11 protein-coding genes and 1 riboswitch are annotated in these 17,280 nt (G+C 43.9%); of the genes, 9 read left to right on the top strand and 2 right to left on the bottom strand.

The window, feature by feature from the left end; genetic code table 11:
* The first annotated feature begins 79 nt into the window (after positions 1-79).
* The 8 genes from PTE_RS17725 (at position 80) to fbaB (ending at position 14,624) form a co-directional block, all read left to right on the top strand.
* Positions 80-1,294 carry an MdtA/MuxA family multidrug efflux RND transporter periplasmic adaptor subunit gene (locus tag PTE_RS17725; RefSeq protein WP_036849305.1) on the top strand — a complete coding sequence of 405 codons (1,215 nt, stop codon included), beginning with the start codon at positions 80-82 and terminating at the stop codon, positions 1,292-1,294.
* Positions 1,294-4,440 carry an MdtB/MuxB family multidrug efflux RND transporter permease subunit gene (locus PTE_RS17720; RefSeq protein WP_036849303.1) on the top strand — a complete coding sequence of 1,049 codons (3,147 nt, stop codon included), beginning with the start codon at positions 1,294-1,296 and terminating at the stop codon, positions 4,438-4,440. Before PTE_RS17725 ends, PTE_RS17720 begins: the two co-directional genes overlap by 1 nt.
* Complete coding sequence (gene mdtC / locus PTE_RS17715; protein ID WP_036849301.1) at positions 4,437-7,523, top strand: multidrug efflux RND transporter permease subunit MdtC; 3,087 nt, start codon at positions 4,437-4,439, stop codon at positions 7,521-7,523. The genes PTE_RS17720 and mdtC overlap by 4 nt, the downstream gene beginning before the upstream one ends.
* Positions 7,520-8,908, top strand: coding sequence for an envelope stress sensor histidine kinase BaeS (gene baeS, locus PTE_RS17710; protein WP_036849299.1), 1,389 nt, complete (start codon positions 7,520-7,522; stop codon positions 8,906-8,908). Before mdtC ends, baeS begins: the two co-directional genes overlap by 4 nt.
* Positions 8,905-9,609 (top strand): envelope stress response regulator BaeR, encoded by a 705-nt coding sequence (gene baeR, locus PTE_RS17705; RefSeq protein ID WP_036849297.1) that lies wholly within the window; start codon positions 8,905-8,907, stop codon positions 9,607-9,609. The genes baeS and baeR overlap by 4 nt, the downstream gene beginning before the upstream one ends.
* 97 nt (positions 9,610-9,706) lie before the next feature.
* Positions 9,707-10,051, top strand: a complete 345-nt coding sequence (locus tag PTE_RS17700) for a YegP family protein (RefSeq protein ID WP_036849295.1) — start codon at positions 9,707-9,709, stop codon at positions 10,049-10,051.
* A gap of 199 nt (positions 10,052-10,250) precedes the next feature.
* Positions 10,251-11,627: a prephenate-dependent tRNA uridine(34) hydroxylase TrhP gene (gene trhP / locus PTE_RS17695; protein ID WP_036849293.1), complete on the top strand. Its 1,377-nt coding sequence runs from the start codon at positions 10,251-10,253 to the stop codon at positions 11,625-11,627.
* Positions 11,628-13,574: 1,947 nt separating this feature from the next.
* Positions 13,575-14,624 carry a class I fructose-bisphosphate aldolase gene (gene fbaB, locus PTE_RS17690; RefSeq protein ID WP_036849291.1) on the top strand — a complete coding sequence of 350 codons (1,050 nt, stop codon included), beginning with the start codon at positions 13,575-13,577 and terminating at the stop codon, positions 14,622-14,624.
* Positions 14,625-14,740: 116 nt separating this feature from the next.
* On the opposite strand, the gene thiD is transcribed toward fbaB, so the two are convergent.
* Both thiD and cspE read right to left on the bottom strand, forming a co-directional pair.
* Positions 14,741-15,541 carry a bifunctional hydroxymethylpyrimidine kinase/phosphomethylpyrimidine kinase gene (thiD, locus tag PTE_RS17685; protein WP_036849289.1) on the bottom strand — a complete coding sequence of 267 codons (801 nt, stop codon included), beginning with the start codon at positions 15,539-15,541 and terminating at the stop codon, positions 14,741-14,743.
* A 41-nt stretch (positions 15,542-15,582) separates the two neighbouring features.
* Positions 15,583-15,675, bottom strand: a riboswitch (TPP riboswitch).
* A gap of 115 nt (positions 15,676-15,790) precedes the next feature.
* Complete coding sequence (cspE, locus tag PTE_RS17680; protein WP_011147003.1) at positions 15,791-16,000, bottom strand: transcription antiterminator/RNA stability regulator CspE; 210 nt, start codon at positions 15,998-16,000, stop codon at positions 15,791-15,793.
* 588 nt (positions 16,001-16,588) lie between these two features.
* Between cspE and pagP the strand changes: the two genes are divergently transcribed.
* Entirely contained in the window at positions 16,589-17,212 is a 624-nt protein-coding gene (pagP, locus tag PTE_RS17675; protein ID WP_036849288.1) for a lipid IV(A) palmitoyltransferase PagP, read from the top strand.
* Positions 17,213-17,280 lie beyond the last annotated feature (68 nt).

The raw sequence follows: 17,280 nt of genomic DNA, 5'->3' as shown, positions 1-17,280 counted from the left end.
ACTAATAGAATACGATTAAACCGCTATTACAGTCGGACATAATTAAGCAACATCTTGCATTTGAGAGCATGTCGAAGAGATGAATAAAAATAATAAACGCCGTATCCTCCTTTTCCGTGCAGTACTGGCCGCTGTTGCCATCGCTGCCGCTATATTTATCTGGCACCAATTTAAAACGCCTTCGGCCCTTCAACAATCAGGCGCATCGGATCAATCCTCTGGTTTAAGGCACCCTCCGTTGCCTCCTGTTCAAATTGCCACCGTAAAAGAGCAGACCGTACCCCGCTTTCTGACTGGACTCGGCACCATTCAGGCCGCCAATACCGCTATCGTGACCAGCCGGGTTGAAGGTCAGCTTATGGCTCTGCACTTTCAGGAAGGTCAACAGATTAAACAAGGTGATTTATTAGCAGAAATTGATCCTCGTCCTTTTCAGGTTCAGTTAGCACAAGCCAAAGGCCAACTTGCCAAAGACGAGGCAATACTGGCGAATGCCCGTCAGGATCTAAACCGCTACCAGAAACTGGCAAACACTAAACTGATTTCCCAACAAGAAATGGATAATCAGCGTGCACTTGTCCGCCAACATGAAGCCAATCTGAAAGTTGATCAAGCCGCAATTGACAGTGCAAAACTCCAACTCACTTACAGTCGTATTACTGCGCCCATCTCCGGTCGGGTGGGTCTGAAACAGATCGATGTAGGGAATTTTATCGCCAGTGGCAATAATTCGCCTATTGTTGTTATCACACAAACAGATCCGGCTGATGTGCTGTTTTCATTACCCGAAAACGATATCAATGCCGTTTTGCAAGCTCAGAAAGCGAATCATGATGTCATTGTCAGCGCATGGGATCGCAACAACCAGCAACAACTTGCCGAAGGAAAATTACTGAGTATTGATAATCAAATCGATGCGACTACCGGCACCATTAAGATGAAAGCCCGTTTTGCCAATCAAAGTGACATTCTGTTCCCGAATCAGTTCGTTAATATCCGTATTAAAGTTGATACGCTGGAAAACGCAGTGGTGATCCCAAATGCGGCTCTGCAAATGGGTAATGAAGGGAATTTTGTCTGGATATTGGGTAAAGATAATAAAGTCAGCAAACATCTGGTCTCAGTCAAATTGCAGGATACACAGCGGGTTGTTATCAATACCGGCCTGACGGCGGGTGATAAAGTGGTGACTGATGGTATCGATCGCCTGACAGATGGCGCTAAGGTGGATATTGTCACACCGATGGCAAATAAGATTCAGCCGCAAAAACACGGCAAAACGGAGAATTCCTGATGCAGGTAAACTCCCAAATTCCAGGCGGCGGGCCATCACGCTTGTTTATCCTGCGACCCGTTGCCACCACACTGTTCATGGTGGCAATCCTGCTGGCAGGAATTATCGGTTATCGCATGTTACCGGTGTCTGCACTGCCGGAAGTAGACTATCCCACAATTCAAGTTGTCACACTCTACCCCGGCGCAAGCCCTGATGTGATGACCTCCGCAGTCACCGCACCACTGGAACGCCAGCTTGGACAGATGTCCGGCCTTAAACAGATGGCATCCCAAAGTTCCGGCGGAGCTTCCGTTATCACATTACAATTTCAGCTGACTTTGCCATTAGATGTTGCCGAGCAGGAAGTACAAGCGGCCATTAACGCCGCCAGTAACTTATTGCCCAATGACCTGCCCTATCCTCCCATTTACAACAAGGTCAATCCCGCAGATCCCCCTATCCTAACGCTGGCCGTCACCTCTGAGGCGATGCCGATGACGCAAATTCAGGATATGGTCGAAACCCGTATCGCACAGAAAATTTCACAGGTAAATGGTGTTGGATTAGTGACACTAGCCGGCGGTCAGCGCCCGGCGGTCAGAGTGAAGTTGAATGCTCAGGCTGTCGCCGCACAGGGATTGGATAGCGAAACTATCCGTACCGCTATCAACAATGCCAACGTTAACTCCGCTAAAGGCAGTCTTGACGGCCCGACCCGTTCTGTCACGCTTTCGGCCAATGATCAAATGAAGTCAGTAAATGATTACCGCAAACTGATCGTTGCCTATAAAAAAGGTGCGCCGGTGCGGTTACAAGACATAGCAACCATTGAGCAAGAGGCCGAAAATACGAAACTGGGCGCATGGGCAAATAACAAACAGGCAATTGTGATTAATATCCAGCGCCAGCCGGGTGTTAATGTGATTAAAACCACGGATAATATTCGTCAGATGTTGCCGGAACTCAGCAGCAGTTTACCGAAATCTGTCGATATGAAAATTTTGACCGACCGCACCACAACGATTCGTGCCTCAGTGAAAGATGTTCAGTTTGAGCTATTACTGGCGATTGCACTGGTTGTTATGGTGATTTACCTGTTTTTACGCAACGGTATCGCCACACTTATCCCAAGTATTGCTGTTCCTCTTTCACTGATCGGTACGTTCGCAGTGATGTATTTCTGCGGTTTCTCCGTTAATAACCTGACACTAATGGCGCTCACTATTGCCACCGGTTTTGTGGTGGATGATGCCATTGTGGTCATCGAGAATATCTCCCGCTATATAGAACAAGGGGAGAAACCGATGGCAGCCGCATTGAAAGGCGCAGGTGAAATCGGTTTTACCATTATCTCCCTGACTTTCTCTTTAATCGCAGTGCTGATCCCGCTGCTTTTTATGGGCGATATCGTCGGCCGCCTTTTCCGTGAGTTTGCTATTACTCTGGCCGTGGCAATTCTGATTTCAGCTGTTGTCTCACTGACATTGACACCTATGATGTGCGCCAGAATGCTCAAACCAGAATCAAAGGTAAAACACAATCGTTTTGAGCAGGCCAGTGAACGCTTTTTTGAACGGACAATTGCCGGTTATGCCGTATGGCTGAAAAAAGCGCTGGACCATCCGTGGATCACACTTAGCGTCGCCTTGAGCACCCTTGCACTGACTACCCTGCTTTATCTCGTTATTCCAAAAGGATTTTTTCCATTGCAAGATAACGGGCTGATTCAGGGAACACTGGAAGCGCCGCAATCCATCTCCTTTGCGGCAATGGTGGATAAACAACAGCAGGTTTCATCTTTATTGTTGCAAGACCCAGCAGTGGAAAATATCACTACATTTGTCGGCATTGATGGTAGCAACCCAACACTGAATAATGGCCGGTTGCAAATCACACTAAAACCACTCAATCAGCGTGATGACAGAATCGCCGAAATTATTCCACGCTTGCAGGAAAAAATTGCGTCTATACCCGACGTAAAACTCTATCTGCAACCCATGCAGGATCTGACGATTGATACTCAGGTTACACGTACCCAATATCAATTTACATTACAGGCGACGTCCCTGAATGAACTGGGTATTTGGGTGCCCAAATTACTGGCTGGACTGAAACAGAGATCAGAATTGGTTGATGTCAGCAGTGACTGGCAAGACCAAGGGCTGATCGCCTATGTCAAAGTGGACAGAGACACCGCCAGCCGATTAGGCATCTCAATGGCAGCCGTAGATAACGCACTCTACAACGCGTTCGGCCAGCGGCTAATCTCAACAATTTATACTCAGGCTAATCAATACCGGGTTGTACTGGAACATGATGTGACATCAACTCCAGGTCTGGCAGCATTTGATAATATCCGTCTCAACGGAACTGACGGCAATACCGTCCCCCTCAGGGCTATCGCTACTGTTGAACAAAGATTTGGCCCATTGGCAATTAACCATCTGGCGCAATTCCCCGCAGCAACATTTTCTTTCAACGTTGCCGAAAACGCTTCTCTTGAACAGGCAGTCAATGCGGTTCGTGATGCCACGCAATTAATCAAAATGCCCAAAGACATGACCACCCAGTTCCAGGGAGCAACGTTGGCATTTGAAAGCGCGCTGGGTAATACCTTGTGGCTGATCGCAGCTGCCGTCATCGCCATGTATATCGTGTTGGGGATCCTGTACGAAAGCTTTATCCATCCGGTGACAATTCTCTCCACTTTGCCAACCGCAGGAGTGGGTGCACTGCTGGCACTGATCATGGCAGGTCACGAACTGGATGTTATTGCGATCATCGGCATTATCTTGCTGATAGGTATTGTGAAGAAAAATGCCATCATGATGATCGATTTTGCACTGGCGGCAGAGCGCGAACAAGGATTATCCCCTTACGAAGCAATTTATCAGGCATGTTTATTGCGTTTTCGTCCGATACTGATGACCACAATGGCAGCATTGCTTGGCGCGCTACCCTTGATGTTCAGCATCGGTGCAGGTGCCGAATTACGTCGTCCTCTGGGTGTCTGTATGGTGGGTGGACTGATTATGAGCCAGATCCTGACGCTGTTTACCACCCCGGTGATCTATTTACTGTTTGACCGGCTGGCGTACTATCGCCGCAACCGCACGTTCTCAGTACCGGATATTTCATCCATTGATCATCAGGAGCCGCGGTGAAATTCTTTGCTTTATTTATCCAGCGCCCGGTTGCCACCACGCTATTAAGTTTAGCCATAACCCTGTGCGGACTATTGGGGTTTACCCTGTTGCCGGTTTCCCCTTTACCGCAAGTAGATTTTCCGGTGATCTCCGTCTATGCCTCATTACCGGGCGCCTCACCGGAGACAATGGCCTCATCTGTTGCGACTCCGCTGGAGCGTGCCTTAGGCCGAATTGCCGGTGTCAATGAAATGACATCCAGTAGCTCCCTTGGCAATACCAATATCACACTTGAATTTGACCTGAGTCGTGATATTAACAGCGCGGCACGGGATGTACAGGCAGCTCTGAATGCTGCCCAAAGTATGTTGCCTTCTGGTATGCCCAGCAGACCGCGTTATTACAAAGCAAACCTGTCCGACGCACCGATTATGATCCTGACACTGACTTCTGATACCTATAATCAGGGGCAGCTTTATGATTTTGCGTCTACTCAACTGGCTCAGAAAATTGCACAAGTTGAAGGCGTCAGTGAAGTCTCTGTTGGCGGCAGTTCATTACCCGCAGTAAGAATTGAATTGGATCCCAGTGCTCTATTTCATCAGGGTGTTTCTCTGGATACGGTGCGCAAAGCGATCAGCAATGCCAATGTTCATCGTCCACAGGGCTATGTGGATTCCGAGCAACAACGCTGGCAAGTTCAAACCAATGATGAGTTAAAAACAGCCGAAAGCTATCGCCCGATAATCGTTCATTATAATAACGGCTCACCGGTGCGATTGCAGGATGTCGCGAATGTAAAAGATTCTGTTCAGAATGTCAGAGCAGCCGGCATGTCTGATGGTAAACCGGCTATTTTGCTGATCATTCGCCGTGAAGCCGGTGCAAATATTATCGCCACAGTAAACCGGATCCGTGAACAATTACCGGCATTGAGTGAATCCATTCCTGCCTCTATTCAGCTTAAAGTAGCTCAAGATCGCACACCGACGATTCGCGCTTCATTGGTTGAGGTAGAACGGGCGCTGGTGATTGCTATCGGGCTGGTGATTCTGGTGGTATTTCTGTTTTTACGTTCTGGCCGGGCAACGTTGATCCCGGCAATGGCGGTACCCGTTTCACTCATTGGAACATTTACCGCCATGTATCTGTGCGGTTTCAGTCTGAACAACCTTTCCCTGATGGCTCTGACGATTGCGACGGGATTTGTGGTGGATGATGCGATTGTGGTACTGGAAAATATTTCCCGCCACCTTGAAGCCGGTATCAAACCGATGCAAGCCGCACTGCGCGGTGTCCGGGAAGTGGGCTTTACTGTTATTGCTATGAGTATTTCGCTGGTCGCCGTTTTTATCCCACTTCTGCTAATGGATGGACTGGTCGGTCGGCTATTCCGTGAATTTGCCATCACCTTAACCACATCAATCGGCATCTCATTGCTGGTTTCTTTGACACTGACGCCGATGATGTGCGCCCATTTACTGAAATCCCAACCACCCAAAGCACAGAAAAGAATCCGTGGATTCGGTAAAGTTCTGTTGAAAATTCAACAAGGCTATGGGCGCTCTCTAATGTGGACTCTTAATCATAGCCGTTGGGTATTGTTAATCCTGTCTGGCATTATTGCCCTGAATATTTGGCTCTATATCAATATCCCAAAAACTTTCTTCCCAGAACAGGACACCGGCCGGTTGTTTGGGTTTGTCCGGGCAGATCAAAGTATCTCTTTCCAGTCTATGAGTGAAAAAATGAAAAATTTTATGCAGGCAATCGATGCCGACCCTGCGGTAGACAGCGTTACCGGTTTCACTGGTGGTGGACGGGTCAATAATGGCTTTATTTTTATCTCTCTGAAACCATTGAAAGAGCGCTCAGACAGTACCGAACAGGTTATTTCACACCTGAGAATTAAACTTGCCAATGAACCGGGGGCAAACCTGTTTCTGATTCCAGTACAAGATATCAGGGCTGGAGGTCGTCAGTCTAATGCCAGCTACCAATTTACCTTGCTGGCAGATGACCTCAATGATCTCCGCAAATGGGAACCCATTATTCGTAAAGCATTAGGGCAACTGCCCCAACTGACCGATGTTAATTCCGATAAAGAAGATAAAGGGGCTGAAATGGCAATAATCTATGATCGTGACACCATGTCACGACTGGGAATTAATGTCAGTGAAGCAAATAGCCTGCTGAATAACGCTTTTGGTCAACGACAAATATCCACTATTTATCAGCCACTAAATCAGTACAAAGTTGTGATGGAAGTTGCACCGGAATATACGCAGGATGTCAGCGCACTGGAAAAAATGTTTGTGATAAATAATCAAGGAAACGCGGTTCCACTCTCCTATTTCGCCCACTGGCAACCGGCTAACGCGCCGTTAAGTGTAAATCATCAGGGGCTTTCTGCTGCGTCTACTATTTCTTTCAATGTACCGACAGGTTATACCCTCTCCGACGCTATTAATGCGATTGAAAGAACCATGACCGAACTGAGTGTGCCCTCAACGGTTCGCGGCACTTTCGCCGGCACCGCCCAGATTTTTCAGGAAACCCTGAAATCACAATTATTCTTGATCCTGGCTGCCATTATGACTGTTTATCTGGTACTGGGGATATTATATGAAAGTTATATCCATCCACTGACCATTCTTTCTACTCTGCCTTCTGCCGGGATTGGTGCCCTGCTGGCGCTGGAACTGTTTGACACACCATTCAGCCTGATCGCTTTAATAGGCATCATGTTGTTGATTGGTATCGTGAAAAAAAATGCCATTATTATGGTGGATTTTGCCATTGAAACTCAGTGTAACGGTAATCTCTGCGCCCGTGACGCGATATTCCAGGCCAGCCTGTTACGTTTCCGCCCAATTCTGATGACTACACTGGCCGCCTTGTTTGGTGCCCTGCCACTGGTTTTGAGCAGTGGTGATGGAGCGGAATTGCGCCAACCATTGGGAATCACCATCGTTGGTGGCTTGGTCATGAGCCAGCTTTTGACGCTATATACCACACCGGTTGTCTATCTCTGTTTTGATCGGCTGAGGGAGAAATGGCAACAACGGCATGCCACCAAACAGATTGCGGGGCAACGATGAAACCAGGGATCAGCGGTAAGCTGTTTATGGCTATCTTCGCCACTTGCATGCTGGTACTTATCACCATGCACTGGGGCGTAAGAAGCAGTTTTCAACATGGTTTTATGGGTTACATAAAACAAAATATCCAGTTACGTACATCTATGCTGGCTGAAGCACTGGCTGAACAATATCAACAATATGGTAGCTGGAAATTCTTAAAGAAAAATGACCGGATCATTTTTCAAATCATTCGTTCCATTGAACAAACCAGTGAAAGCCGCCAAGGTCCACCGCCTCGTGGCTGGCGAACTCAATTCTGGGTCGTGGACAAGGATATGAAACTGCTGGCCGGTCATGAAGGTAAAATTCCGGAAGATACTTATCGCAAACCGATCACCTCTAATCATCAGGTCGTTGGCTGGGTCATTGTCAGCTTATCAGACAAAATTACCCGTCAAGCAGATATCAGTTTTGATCGCCAGCAACAACTGACAAGCTGGATAATTGCCAGTTTGTCTACTCTGCTGGCCAGCATCGCCACACTATTGTTATCCCGCGGCATGTTAAAACCCGTTAAGCGTCTGGTCGAAGGGACACATAAACTGGCGTCGGGCGATTTCAGTGTTCGGGTAACACCATCAAGTAAAGATGAAATCGGTCAGCTTGCCCACAATTTTAACCAGCTCGCCAGTACACTGGAAAAAAATGAGCAGATGCGCCGCGATTATATGGCAGATATTTCCCATGAATTGCGCACCCCCCTTTCCATATTGCGCGGTGAACTGGAAGCTTTGCAGGATGGCGTTCGCCAACCAACACCCGAAACACTGAATTCGTTACTGGCAGAGATCACCACATTGACCAAACTGGTTGATGATCTGCACCAGCTCTCGTTATCAGATCGCGGAGCGCTGGCATACCGGAAAGAATTTATCAATATCAGTGAGTTAATTCAGGCGGCTATCGCGTCTTATCGTGGACGCTTCCTTGATAAGCAAATTCAGATGGATGTTAAACTGCCTGAAACTATCATGATGTTTGCTGATCCAGGCAGATTGACCCAGCTTTTTCATAATTTGCTGGAAAACAGCCTTCGCTATACCACTGATAATGGAAAACTGACTATTGAGGGGTATTCTGCTAATAATCACTTTATATTGAACTGGCAGGATAGCGAGCCTGGCCTGTTACCCGAGCAATGCCAACGGGCTTTTGAACGATTCTACCGCAGCGAATCCTCACGAAACCGCGCCAGTGGTGGATCAGGGCTTGGGCTGGCTATTTGCTATAACATCGTTGAAGCACATAACGGTACGATCTGTGCTGAACCCTCACCTTTAGGTGGCTTAAGAATTATCGTAGAATTGCCGCTAACTGAATCCCCTGACAGTGAAACGATATGAGTACAGAATCTGACCATTATACTGTTCTGATTGTTGAAGATGAGCCAAAACTCGGCCAGTTGCTGGTTGATTACCTGCGCGCGGCTGATTACGAAACTCAATGGTTACTGCGTGGTGATCAAGTTGTTCCCCATGTACAGCAACATAATCCAGATATTATATTGCTGGATCTGATGCTGCCAGGTTGTGATGGCATATCTGTCTGCCGGGAAATCCGCCGCTTCTCTGACGTGCCGATTATTATGGTTACCGCCAAAACGGAAGAAATTGACCGTTTATTGGGGCTGGAAATCGGAGCGGATGATTACATTTGTAAACCTTACAGCCCGCGTGAAATTGTCGCGCGAGTTAAAACCATTCTTCGCCGCTGTTACCGGCCGCAGGATATTGTCAGACAAAGTGATCTACACATTGACGAAGCCTGCTTCCAGGCACGTTACTGCGATAAAATACTGGATTTGACACCGGTTGAATTCCGGTTATTAAAAACGATGGCCAGTCGTCCAGGGCAAGTGTTTTCCCGCGATCAATTATTGGATAATTTGTATGACGATCACCGGATCGTGACAGACCGTACTATTGATAGCCATATTAAAAATCTGCGTCGCAAATTGGACCAATTGGACAACAGTAAAACGTTCATTCGCTCTATTTATGGACTGGGTTACCGGTGGGAAGCGGATATATGCCGTTTGTTATAACTGTCACACTTTAACCGAATTAAATTTCTCTCAACCTTTCGCCGGTCAGAAATTCAGCTATATTAAAAATACTTACCTTTGATTGGAGGAATTTCTTATGGCTGTAGCTTATTATGATCTGAGAAGAACAAAAAACAAGCAGTATTACTTCAATTTAAAAGCATCGAACGGTGACGTTATCCTCACCAGTGAAATGTACACCACAAAGGCAGCGGCGAATAAAGGGATTCGTTCTGTCCAGGCAAACTCACCGGCAGAAAAAAACTTCGAAATCAGGGAACACAAATCTGGCAAGCATTATTTCGTGCTGAAAGCCAGAAACTACCAAGTCATCGGCATCAGCGAATCTTTCGATAATGAAACCATTGCTAAAAAGGGCATTCAGTCTGCCATTAAGAATGGTTCAAGCGAAAATGTCCGGGATCTGACAAAGTCAGAGTGATATTTTTTCATCATAAACTGCACCTTATCAGTTGAAATTAATATTCAACGGATAAGGTGCAACTTCATCGACCAACAGAACTGAGCACTTCAATCTAATAAATTTGTATCCTCAACAAATTAAGCGTTAGAATCCTCCGCCTTACCCTCACTTTTTGTAGTGAAAATTGCGCTGAACTCAGACCGAGAACTTTTTAACCATGTTTACTCCAGAATTACTTTCCCCTGCCGGTTCGCTGAAAAATATGCGTTATGCTTTTGCCTATGGCGCAGACGCAGTTTATGCCGGTCAACCACGTTACAGCCTGCGTGTTCGCAATAATGAATTCAATCACGAAAATCTGGCGCTAGGTATCAAAGAAGCGCATGAGCTTGGCAAACGTTTTTATGTTGTGGTGAATATTGCGCCGCACAATGCCAAACTGAAAACCTTTATCCGTGATCTGAAACCTGTCGTTGAAATGGGACCTGATGCGCTAATTATGTCCGATCCCGGACTGATTATGCTGGTTCGTGAAGCTTTTCCCGAAATGGAAATTCATCTTTCCGTTCAAGCTAACGCGGTTAACTGGGCGACAGTCAAATTCTGGCAACAAATGGGCCTGACCAGAGTCATTCTCTCCCGTGAACTTTCTCTGGATGAAATTAACGAGATTCGCCAGCATGTTCCCGATATGGAGCTGGAAATTTTCGTACATGGTGCACTGTGCATGGCCTATTCCGGTCGCTGCCTGTTATCCGGTTATATTAATAAACGTGATCCAAATCAAGGAACATGCACTAATGCCTGTCGCTGGGAATATCATGTTCAAGAAGGCAAAGAGGATGATATCGGTAACATTGTGCATATGCATGAACCTATACCGGCAAAAAATATCGAGCCGACATTGGGAGAAGGTGCACCAACAGATAAAGTATTTATGTTCGAAGAAGCGAAACGACCAGGCGAATATATGTCGGCTTTTGAAGATGAACATGGCACTTATATCATGAACTCCAAAGACTTACGCGCGATTGAGCATGTTGAGCGATTAACTAAAATGGGTGTTCATTCGTTGAAAATCGAAGGACGGACAAAATCTTTCTATTACTGTGCCCGCACAGCACAAGTTTATCGCAGAGCCATTGATGATGCTGTCGCAGGAAAACCTTTCGATCCAACCCTGCTGACAACGCTGGAAGGACTTGCTCACCGTGGATATACCGAAGGTTTTTTGCGCCGCCATACCCACGATGCCTATCAGAGTTATGAATACGGTCATTCAATATCCGACACCCAACAATTTGTCGGTGAGTTTACGGGGAAACGGGTCAACGGATTGGCTGAAGTTGCAGTTAAGAATAAATTCATGGTTGGAAACAGCCTCGAATTAATGACACCATCAGGCAATATCCAGTTTACACTGGAAGCAATGCAGGATAAAAAAGGCCAACCAATGGAAGTTGCTCCTGGAGATGGGTATATTGTCTATTTACCAATCCCTAAACAAATTGATATTAATTACGCCTTATTAATACGCAATCTAAATGGTATTAGTTCTCAATATGCTCAAACTAACCGAAACTCAGACAAATAATCACCAATATACCATCTTGGTGATGATATATTTCTTTTTTTAGAAACAGATCACATCAATACTATTTTATTTACCGTAGTATTGTTGGTGAAAAATAAAAAATTAAAAAAGTTCTACAGTAAGACTAGGAACCACCTCCTTGGCCGGCTCAATCTCCCTTGAGCTGGCCTTTTCTTTTTCTGTCCGATAAATAAAATCAACAAGTTACAGGATTTATTTACATGATTAATTAAATAGATAAACTTAACTATTAAATTAATAAACCTTTATATTAATATGTTTCTTGTACTCTATGCATTAATAAGAAAATATTTCTACTTATTGAAATATCACACTATCTAAAGAAATGTAATTAAAATTTTTCACTGTTCAATAATTCAAGAAATCCATCATGTTTAGACTAAATATTATACAATTCGATAGAATTAATCAGGTGAAAATTATGAAAATAGATAATTGCAATTTACTTATTGTTAAAACTATTAGTTCAACATTTACCTGACTATTCTGGTTATCAACACTGAGCAGCTTCTGTTTCATATAGCCATAATATTAACAAGGGTAAAATAACAATCATCGACCACAGGCCGGTGAACAACAATGCAGCACATCCCGTACCTTACAAGCATGAAATTGATATTCATCTTAACCTCACAACAAGTGCCGGCTAGCAAATCAAAGGACGATAGAAACACATTTCTGCACTGGATCCAGAGTGAAAATATCATCTGGCAATAACATTCAGGAAAAGACAGTCCAGTGGGGAACAACAATAATCATTCTGCCTTATCTACCAAACGCAACATCTTCCATCAACAATCTAACCATTTGATATAACACTATTTACCAAAAAAGAAACGTAACAGGAAAAATGTTTTTTATAAAGAGAAAAAAGTTAAGTATCACCATCTGAAATAAAAAACCATGAGGAATTTTCTATCTGTGAAAGAATTAAATTATATTTATATGTTTATCAATCAGTTAATTGATCGATAAATACAGGCTGAAACTAAAAATTTAACACAATAATTATTTTACATTATAATCATTTTTACGATAGGATAAATAACCACATTGATTATCGCTTACAGGATTATATATATTTTAGAACTGTGATGACCCAAAGCCTTATTTATTATATATGATTAGAACAAATAAACTGCCAAAATAAAAACTTAAAAATATTAATATATAACCCTATAAATCTCATTAAAATAACATCAGGATATATTGTGTTTTTGTACGCATTTCATGTAACCAATGAACTTATTTGTGCAAATGCACAATACAATAATATTAATCACATAGTTTAATATCTCTTACATAGACATTCGGAGGCATCCAGAATATTATTTAATATATCAAATAGTTACCACCTTTCAGTCTATAGTCCATATAACCTTCCCAAGAGGGATTGTATTTTTTGTGTATCATCGTGAAACCACCTTTAATGTTCTTAAAATCAAAAATCATCACATTAGTATTTAACGGATGGCATTTACAATTTAAGTGAAAGAATACGACCATCTGAAATCTTCATATCGTTCGCACAGCCCTATAATTCCCTCCACCTTAAAGGTGCGGGCTTTTATAATACTTAAAACTGAGGGACAGAAGATAAATCACCAACATCAAAAATCAAAATCCGATTTAACCTGACGAGATTAGAATAGATATTTAAGTATGAAAATCACATCAGTAGAGCAGAAATATTTTAAATTCCATTTTCCAAAACTTCTCCTATAAACAAAACCATTCCCTTGAATACGTAAATCACTTGAAAGCACGGTAATATAGCTTTTACGTTAAGGGTTCCTTTTCAGGCAATAAACTTCACTTTGAAAGCCTACCTGAAGCGATCCACTACCACTTCCCTCCTAATACAACTTGTTATTTCAAAACGGATAAATGACAATCAATAGTCTCTTTTGTGAACTGGAGTAAGACATGACTGATATTGCTAAGTTGTTAGGCAAAGATGCAGACAGTTTATTGCAGCATCGTTGTAGCACCATTCCGAGTGAAAATCTTTATCTGCCAGGCTCCGATTTCGTTGACCGCGTCATGATCGACAATAACCGGCCAAATATGGTTCTGCGCTCCATGCAAACATTGCTAAATCATGGTCGCCTTGCCGGTACTGGCTATTTGTCTATTTTGCCGGTGGATCAAGGTATAGAACATTCTGCTGCCGCTTCTTTTGCCGCGAACCCACTCTATTTTGATCCGAAGAATATCGTTGAACTGGCTATTGAAGCAGGCTGTAACTGTGTCGCCTCTACTTATGGCGTATTATCCTCGGTTTCCCGTCGCTATGCTCATAAGATCCCGTTTCTGGTTAAACTGAACCACAATGAAACATTGAGTTATCCTGCCCAATATGATCAAACTTTATATGCCAGCGTTGAACAGGCATTTGAAATGGGCGCGGTAGCCGTTGGTGCAACTATTTACTTTGGTGCTGCTGAATCACGTCGTCAAATCGAGGAAGTTTCAGCGGCTTTTGAACGAGCACATGCATTGGGCATGGTCACGGTATTATGGGCCTACCTGCGTAATTCCGCCTTCAAAAAAGAGGGAGTGGATTATCACGCCAGCGCTGATTTAACCGGTCAGGCTAACCATTTAGCCGCCACTATCGGTGCCGATATCGTTAAACAGAAAATGGCTGAAAATAATGGTGGCTATACTGCAATTGGTTTTGGTCATACAGATAAACGTGTTTACTCCAATTTGACCACTGATCACCCAATCGATCTGGTCCGTTATCAGATAGCTAATTGCTACATGGGTCGTGCCGGCTTGATTAACTCAGGCGGCGCATCCGGTGATAATGATTTGAGTGATTCAGTTCGTACCGCCGTCATTAATAAACGTGCAGGTGGTATGGGGTTGATCCTCGGTCGTAAGGCTTTCAAAAAATCCATGAAAGAAGGTGTTGAACTGATTAACGCGGTTCAAGATGTCTATCTGGATCAACAAGTGACTATCGCTTAACAAGGCTATCGGTGATGATGAATAAAATCGTGAAGACATGACACATTCTGAGCCATGTTGCCCTCATAGCACAGGCATCTTACCCTTCATGACTCATTATCACCGAATCACGCCCCTCACCACCACTGATGAAAATGATGTACAGGCCCAATTCCGGTTCCAACGTCCAGAGAATCCGCCTGTTCTAATGCCGCCTGGAGGTATGATTTGGCAACAGGAAGCGTTGCCTGCCAATCCAGATAACGTGGACGCAAAGCCGCTAATGCAGCGGAAAGCGTACACCCTGTACCATGAGTATGACGAGTCTTGATTCTGGGAGCAGTAAAACGCCATTCTCCATTCTCCGTAAATAACCAATCAGGGCTTTCACAGTCGGTAAGATGTCCGCCTTTAAGTAAAACCGCTTCGCATCCCAGTGATAATAATTCACGTCCTTGTTTTTGCATGTCTGCTTCGGTTTCTGCTACAGAGCATCTCAATATGGTCGCAGCTTCCGGCAAATTCGGCGTCATCAACGAAATCTTCGGTAATAGTCGTTCAACAACCGCAGAAACCGCTTCCGGCACCAGCAGCGGATCACCGCTTTTCGCAATCATCACCGTATCCAATACAACATAAGGTACTGAATAACGGCTTATTGCGTCTGCAACTACTGCAACATTGGCCGCATTAGATAACATACCTATCTTGGCGCTATCGATTCTGATATCTGACAGCACAGATTCCAGCTGTGCAGCAACGAAAGCGGGATCTATGTCATAAACAGATTGCACGCCATGCGTATTTTGTGCGACAAGAGCTGTCATTACTGTTGTGCCATAAGCACCAAGCGCAGAGAAAGTTTTTAGATCAGCTTGAATACCGGCACCACCGCTAGGATCAGTCCCGGCAATTGTCAGTGAATTGATTCTTACCATAGGTACTCCTTCCCACCAGCAAAAGAAAAGCAGGTATCAGGAAAAAGACACCTTGACTTCCCTACGCTGGCATTATCCAGATCAGGTATTACGGGTTCATCTCAGCTCAATGAAGAGCACCCCGAGTCAAAACAAAAACACCCTATTAGATAACCAACAGGGTGATATCGGTATGTCATTGTTGCCAATAAAAAACCAATTAAGACAACAAATTTACTTCGTCAATTCAAAATGATTGACAAAAAGAAGTTATGCTGCTGTGACGTTTGCCGCAGAAGGACCTTTCTGGCCGTCCTGAATTTCAAACTCAACTTTTTGACCTTCTGCCAAAGTTTTAAAACCTTCGCTCTGAATAGCACTAAAATGTACAAATACATCTTTGCTGCCATCAGCTGGAGTAATAAAACCAAAACCTTTAGATTCGTTGAACCACTTTACAGTACCAGTGATTTTTGCCATTTTAAGAATTTCCTTTGGATCACTTAATTCTAATTCGCCGTTCGGCGCAACATAAAAACCAGAGTGAGTTGCTGCTATTAACAGAACCGTACCTCGTTTACCCGAACGATTTATCACATATTCTTAATATGATGGCAAGCCATTTTTTATCAGCTATGGAGCTAACGCACATATTTAAAATTCTTAACAACAATTATTGTTTAACATAACCGCAAAAATTTGAAAATCCAAGGTTATCCTAATTAGCTTACAGTTTATCCACTCAACAAAACCTCAAACCACATAAATAATCTTAATTTATTTTGCCTGTCTTATTATTAGAGTCTTTATATCTAGGGTATGTCTACAGGCGCGAATCACCCCTCTTTGAGTGAAAGAAAGAGTCAACACATTTCCCAATATGCGTCAGTCCAAATAGCAGTATTAAATATACTCATTTAATACATGTAACATCTTAATATTAATTTCTCGTTTAAGTTTTATTGAAAATAGCAAGAGTAGAATTCCTGAATTTAGATGTTTGTCATATTTTGCGTGATGCAAAGGATCTTGCCAATTTATGTCGCCGGGGAATTGGAGCAATAAATAATGAAGTTTGATTTAACCGCAGCCTGTGCCCTATCAGTAACTTTTCTCGTCTCATCTGGGACAGTGTTTGCAACAACGGCAAATACCACCAATCAATCATTAACAACCACGCAATCCCATCCACAGACCAGTTATGGCAACAGTTCAGACAGTTTATGGGGAAAATTCAACAATAATGTCACTCTCACTTGGGATACCCCCAGCAATGAACTTTATCTGCCGGTAATTACCTGGCATAACAGACATACCTACGATGAAGAAAAAATTAACCAATATAATGAGCGTCCCTGGGGTTTCGGTTATGGTAAATACCGTTACGACGAAGACAATGACTGGCATTCTCTCTATGCCATGGCTTTTATGGATTCTCATAACCGTCTAGAACCCATCGTGGGTTATGGTTTTCAGAAAATGTGGATACCCGGCGATTTAGATGGCTTCCGAATAGGTATTGGCTTCACGTTAAGTGTCACAGCCCGTCATGAGTATTACTATGTCCCTATTCCACTCCCACTGCCACTATTCTCCATAGAATATAATCGGTTATCGTTCCAGGGGACATACATTCCCGGCACATATAATAACGGTAACGTACTCTTCGCCTGGTTACGCTGGCAGTGGTAGCCAGATAAAAAATACCAGGCTGTGGGTGACATCAGCCTGGTATCCTCATCGTGAAATCCATAGGGTAT

Source organism: Photorhabdus khanii NC19 (assembly GCF_000517265.1).
Taxonomy (GTDB): Bacteria; Pseudomonadota; Gammaproteobacteria; order Enterobacterales; family Enterobacteriaceae; genus Photorhabdus; species Photorhabdus khanii.
The sequence above is the reverse complement of the archived record's forward strand: the minus strand, read 5'-3'. Positions and strand labels throughout refer to the sequence as shown.

What these genes read in the sequence shown, in the direction of transcription:
- baeS (WP_036849299.1), top strand. Translation starts at nt 7,520, where the DNA reads ATGAAACCAGGGATCAGCGGTAAGCTGTTTATGGCTATCTTCGCCACT.
- cspE (WP_011147003.1), bottom strand. Translation starts at nt 16,000, where the DNA reads ATGGCAAAAATCACTGGTACTGTAAAGTGGTTCAACGAATCTAAAGGT.
- PTE_RS17700 (WP_036849295.1), top strand. Translation starts at nt 9,707, where the DNA reads ATGGCTGTAGCTTATTATGATCTGAGAAGAACAAAAAACAAGCAGTAT.
- trhP (WP_036849293.1), top strand. Translation starts at nt 10,251, where the DNA reads ATGTTTACTCCAGAATTACTTTCCCCTGCCGGTTCGCTGAAAAATATG.
- baeR (WP_036849297.1), top strand. Translation starts at nt 8,905, where the DNA reads ATGAGTACAGAATCTGACCATTATACTGTTCTGATTGTTGAAGATGAG.
- pagP (WP_036849288.1), top strand. Translation starts at nt 16,589, where the DNA reads ATGAAGTTTGATTTAACCGCAGCCTGTGCCCTATCAGTAACTTTTCTC.
- thiD (WP_036849289.1), bottom strand. Translation starts at nt 15,541, where the DNA reads ATGGTAAGAATCAATTCACTGACAATTGCCGGGACTGATCCTAGCGGT.
- PTE_RS17725 (WP_036849305.1), top strand. Translation starts at nt 80, where the DNA reads ATGAATAAAAATAATAAACGCCGTATCCTCCTTTTCCGTGCAGTACTG.
- fbaB (WP_036849291.1), top strand. Translation starts at nt 13,575, where the DNA reads ATGACTGATATTGCTAAGTTGTTAGGCAAAGATGCAGACAGTTTATTG.
- PTE_RS17720 (WP_036849303.1), top strand. Translation starts at nt 1,294, where the DNA reads ATGCAGGTAAACTCCCAAATTCCAGGCGGCGGGCCATCACGCTTGTTT.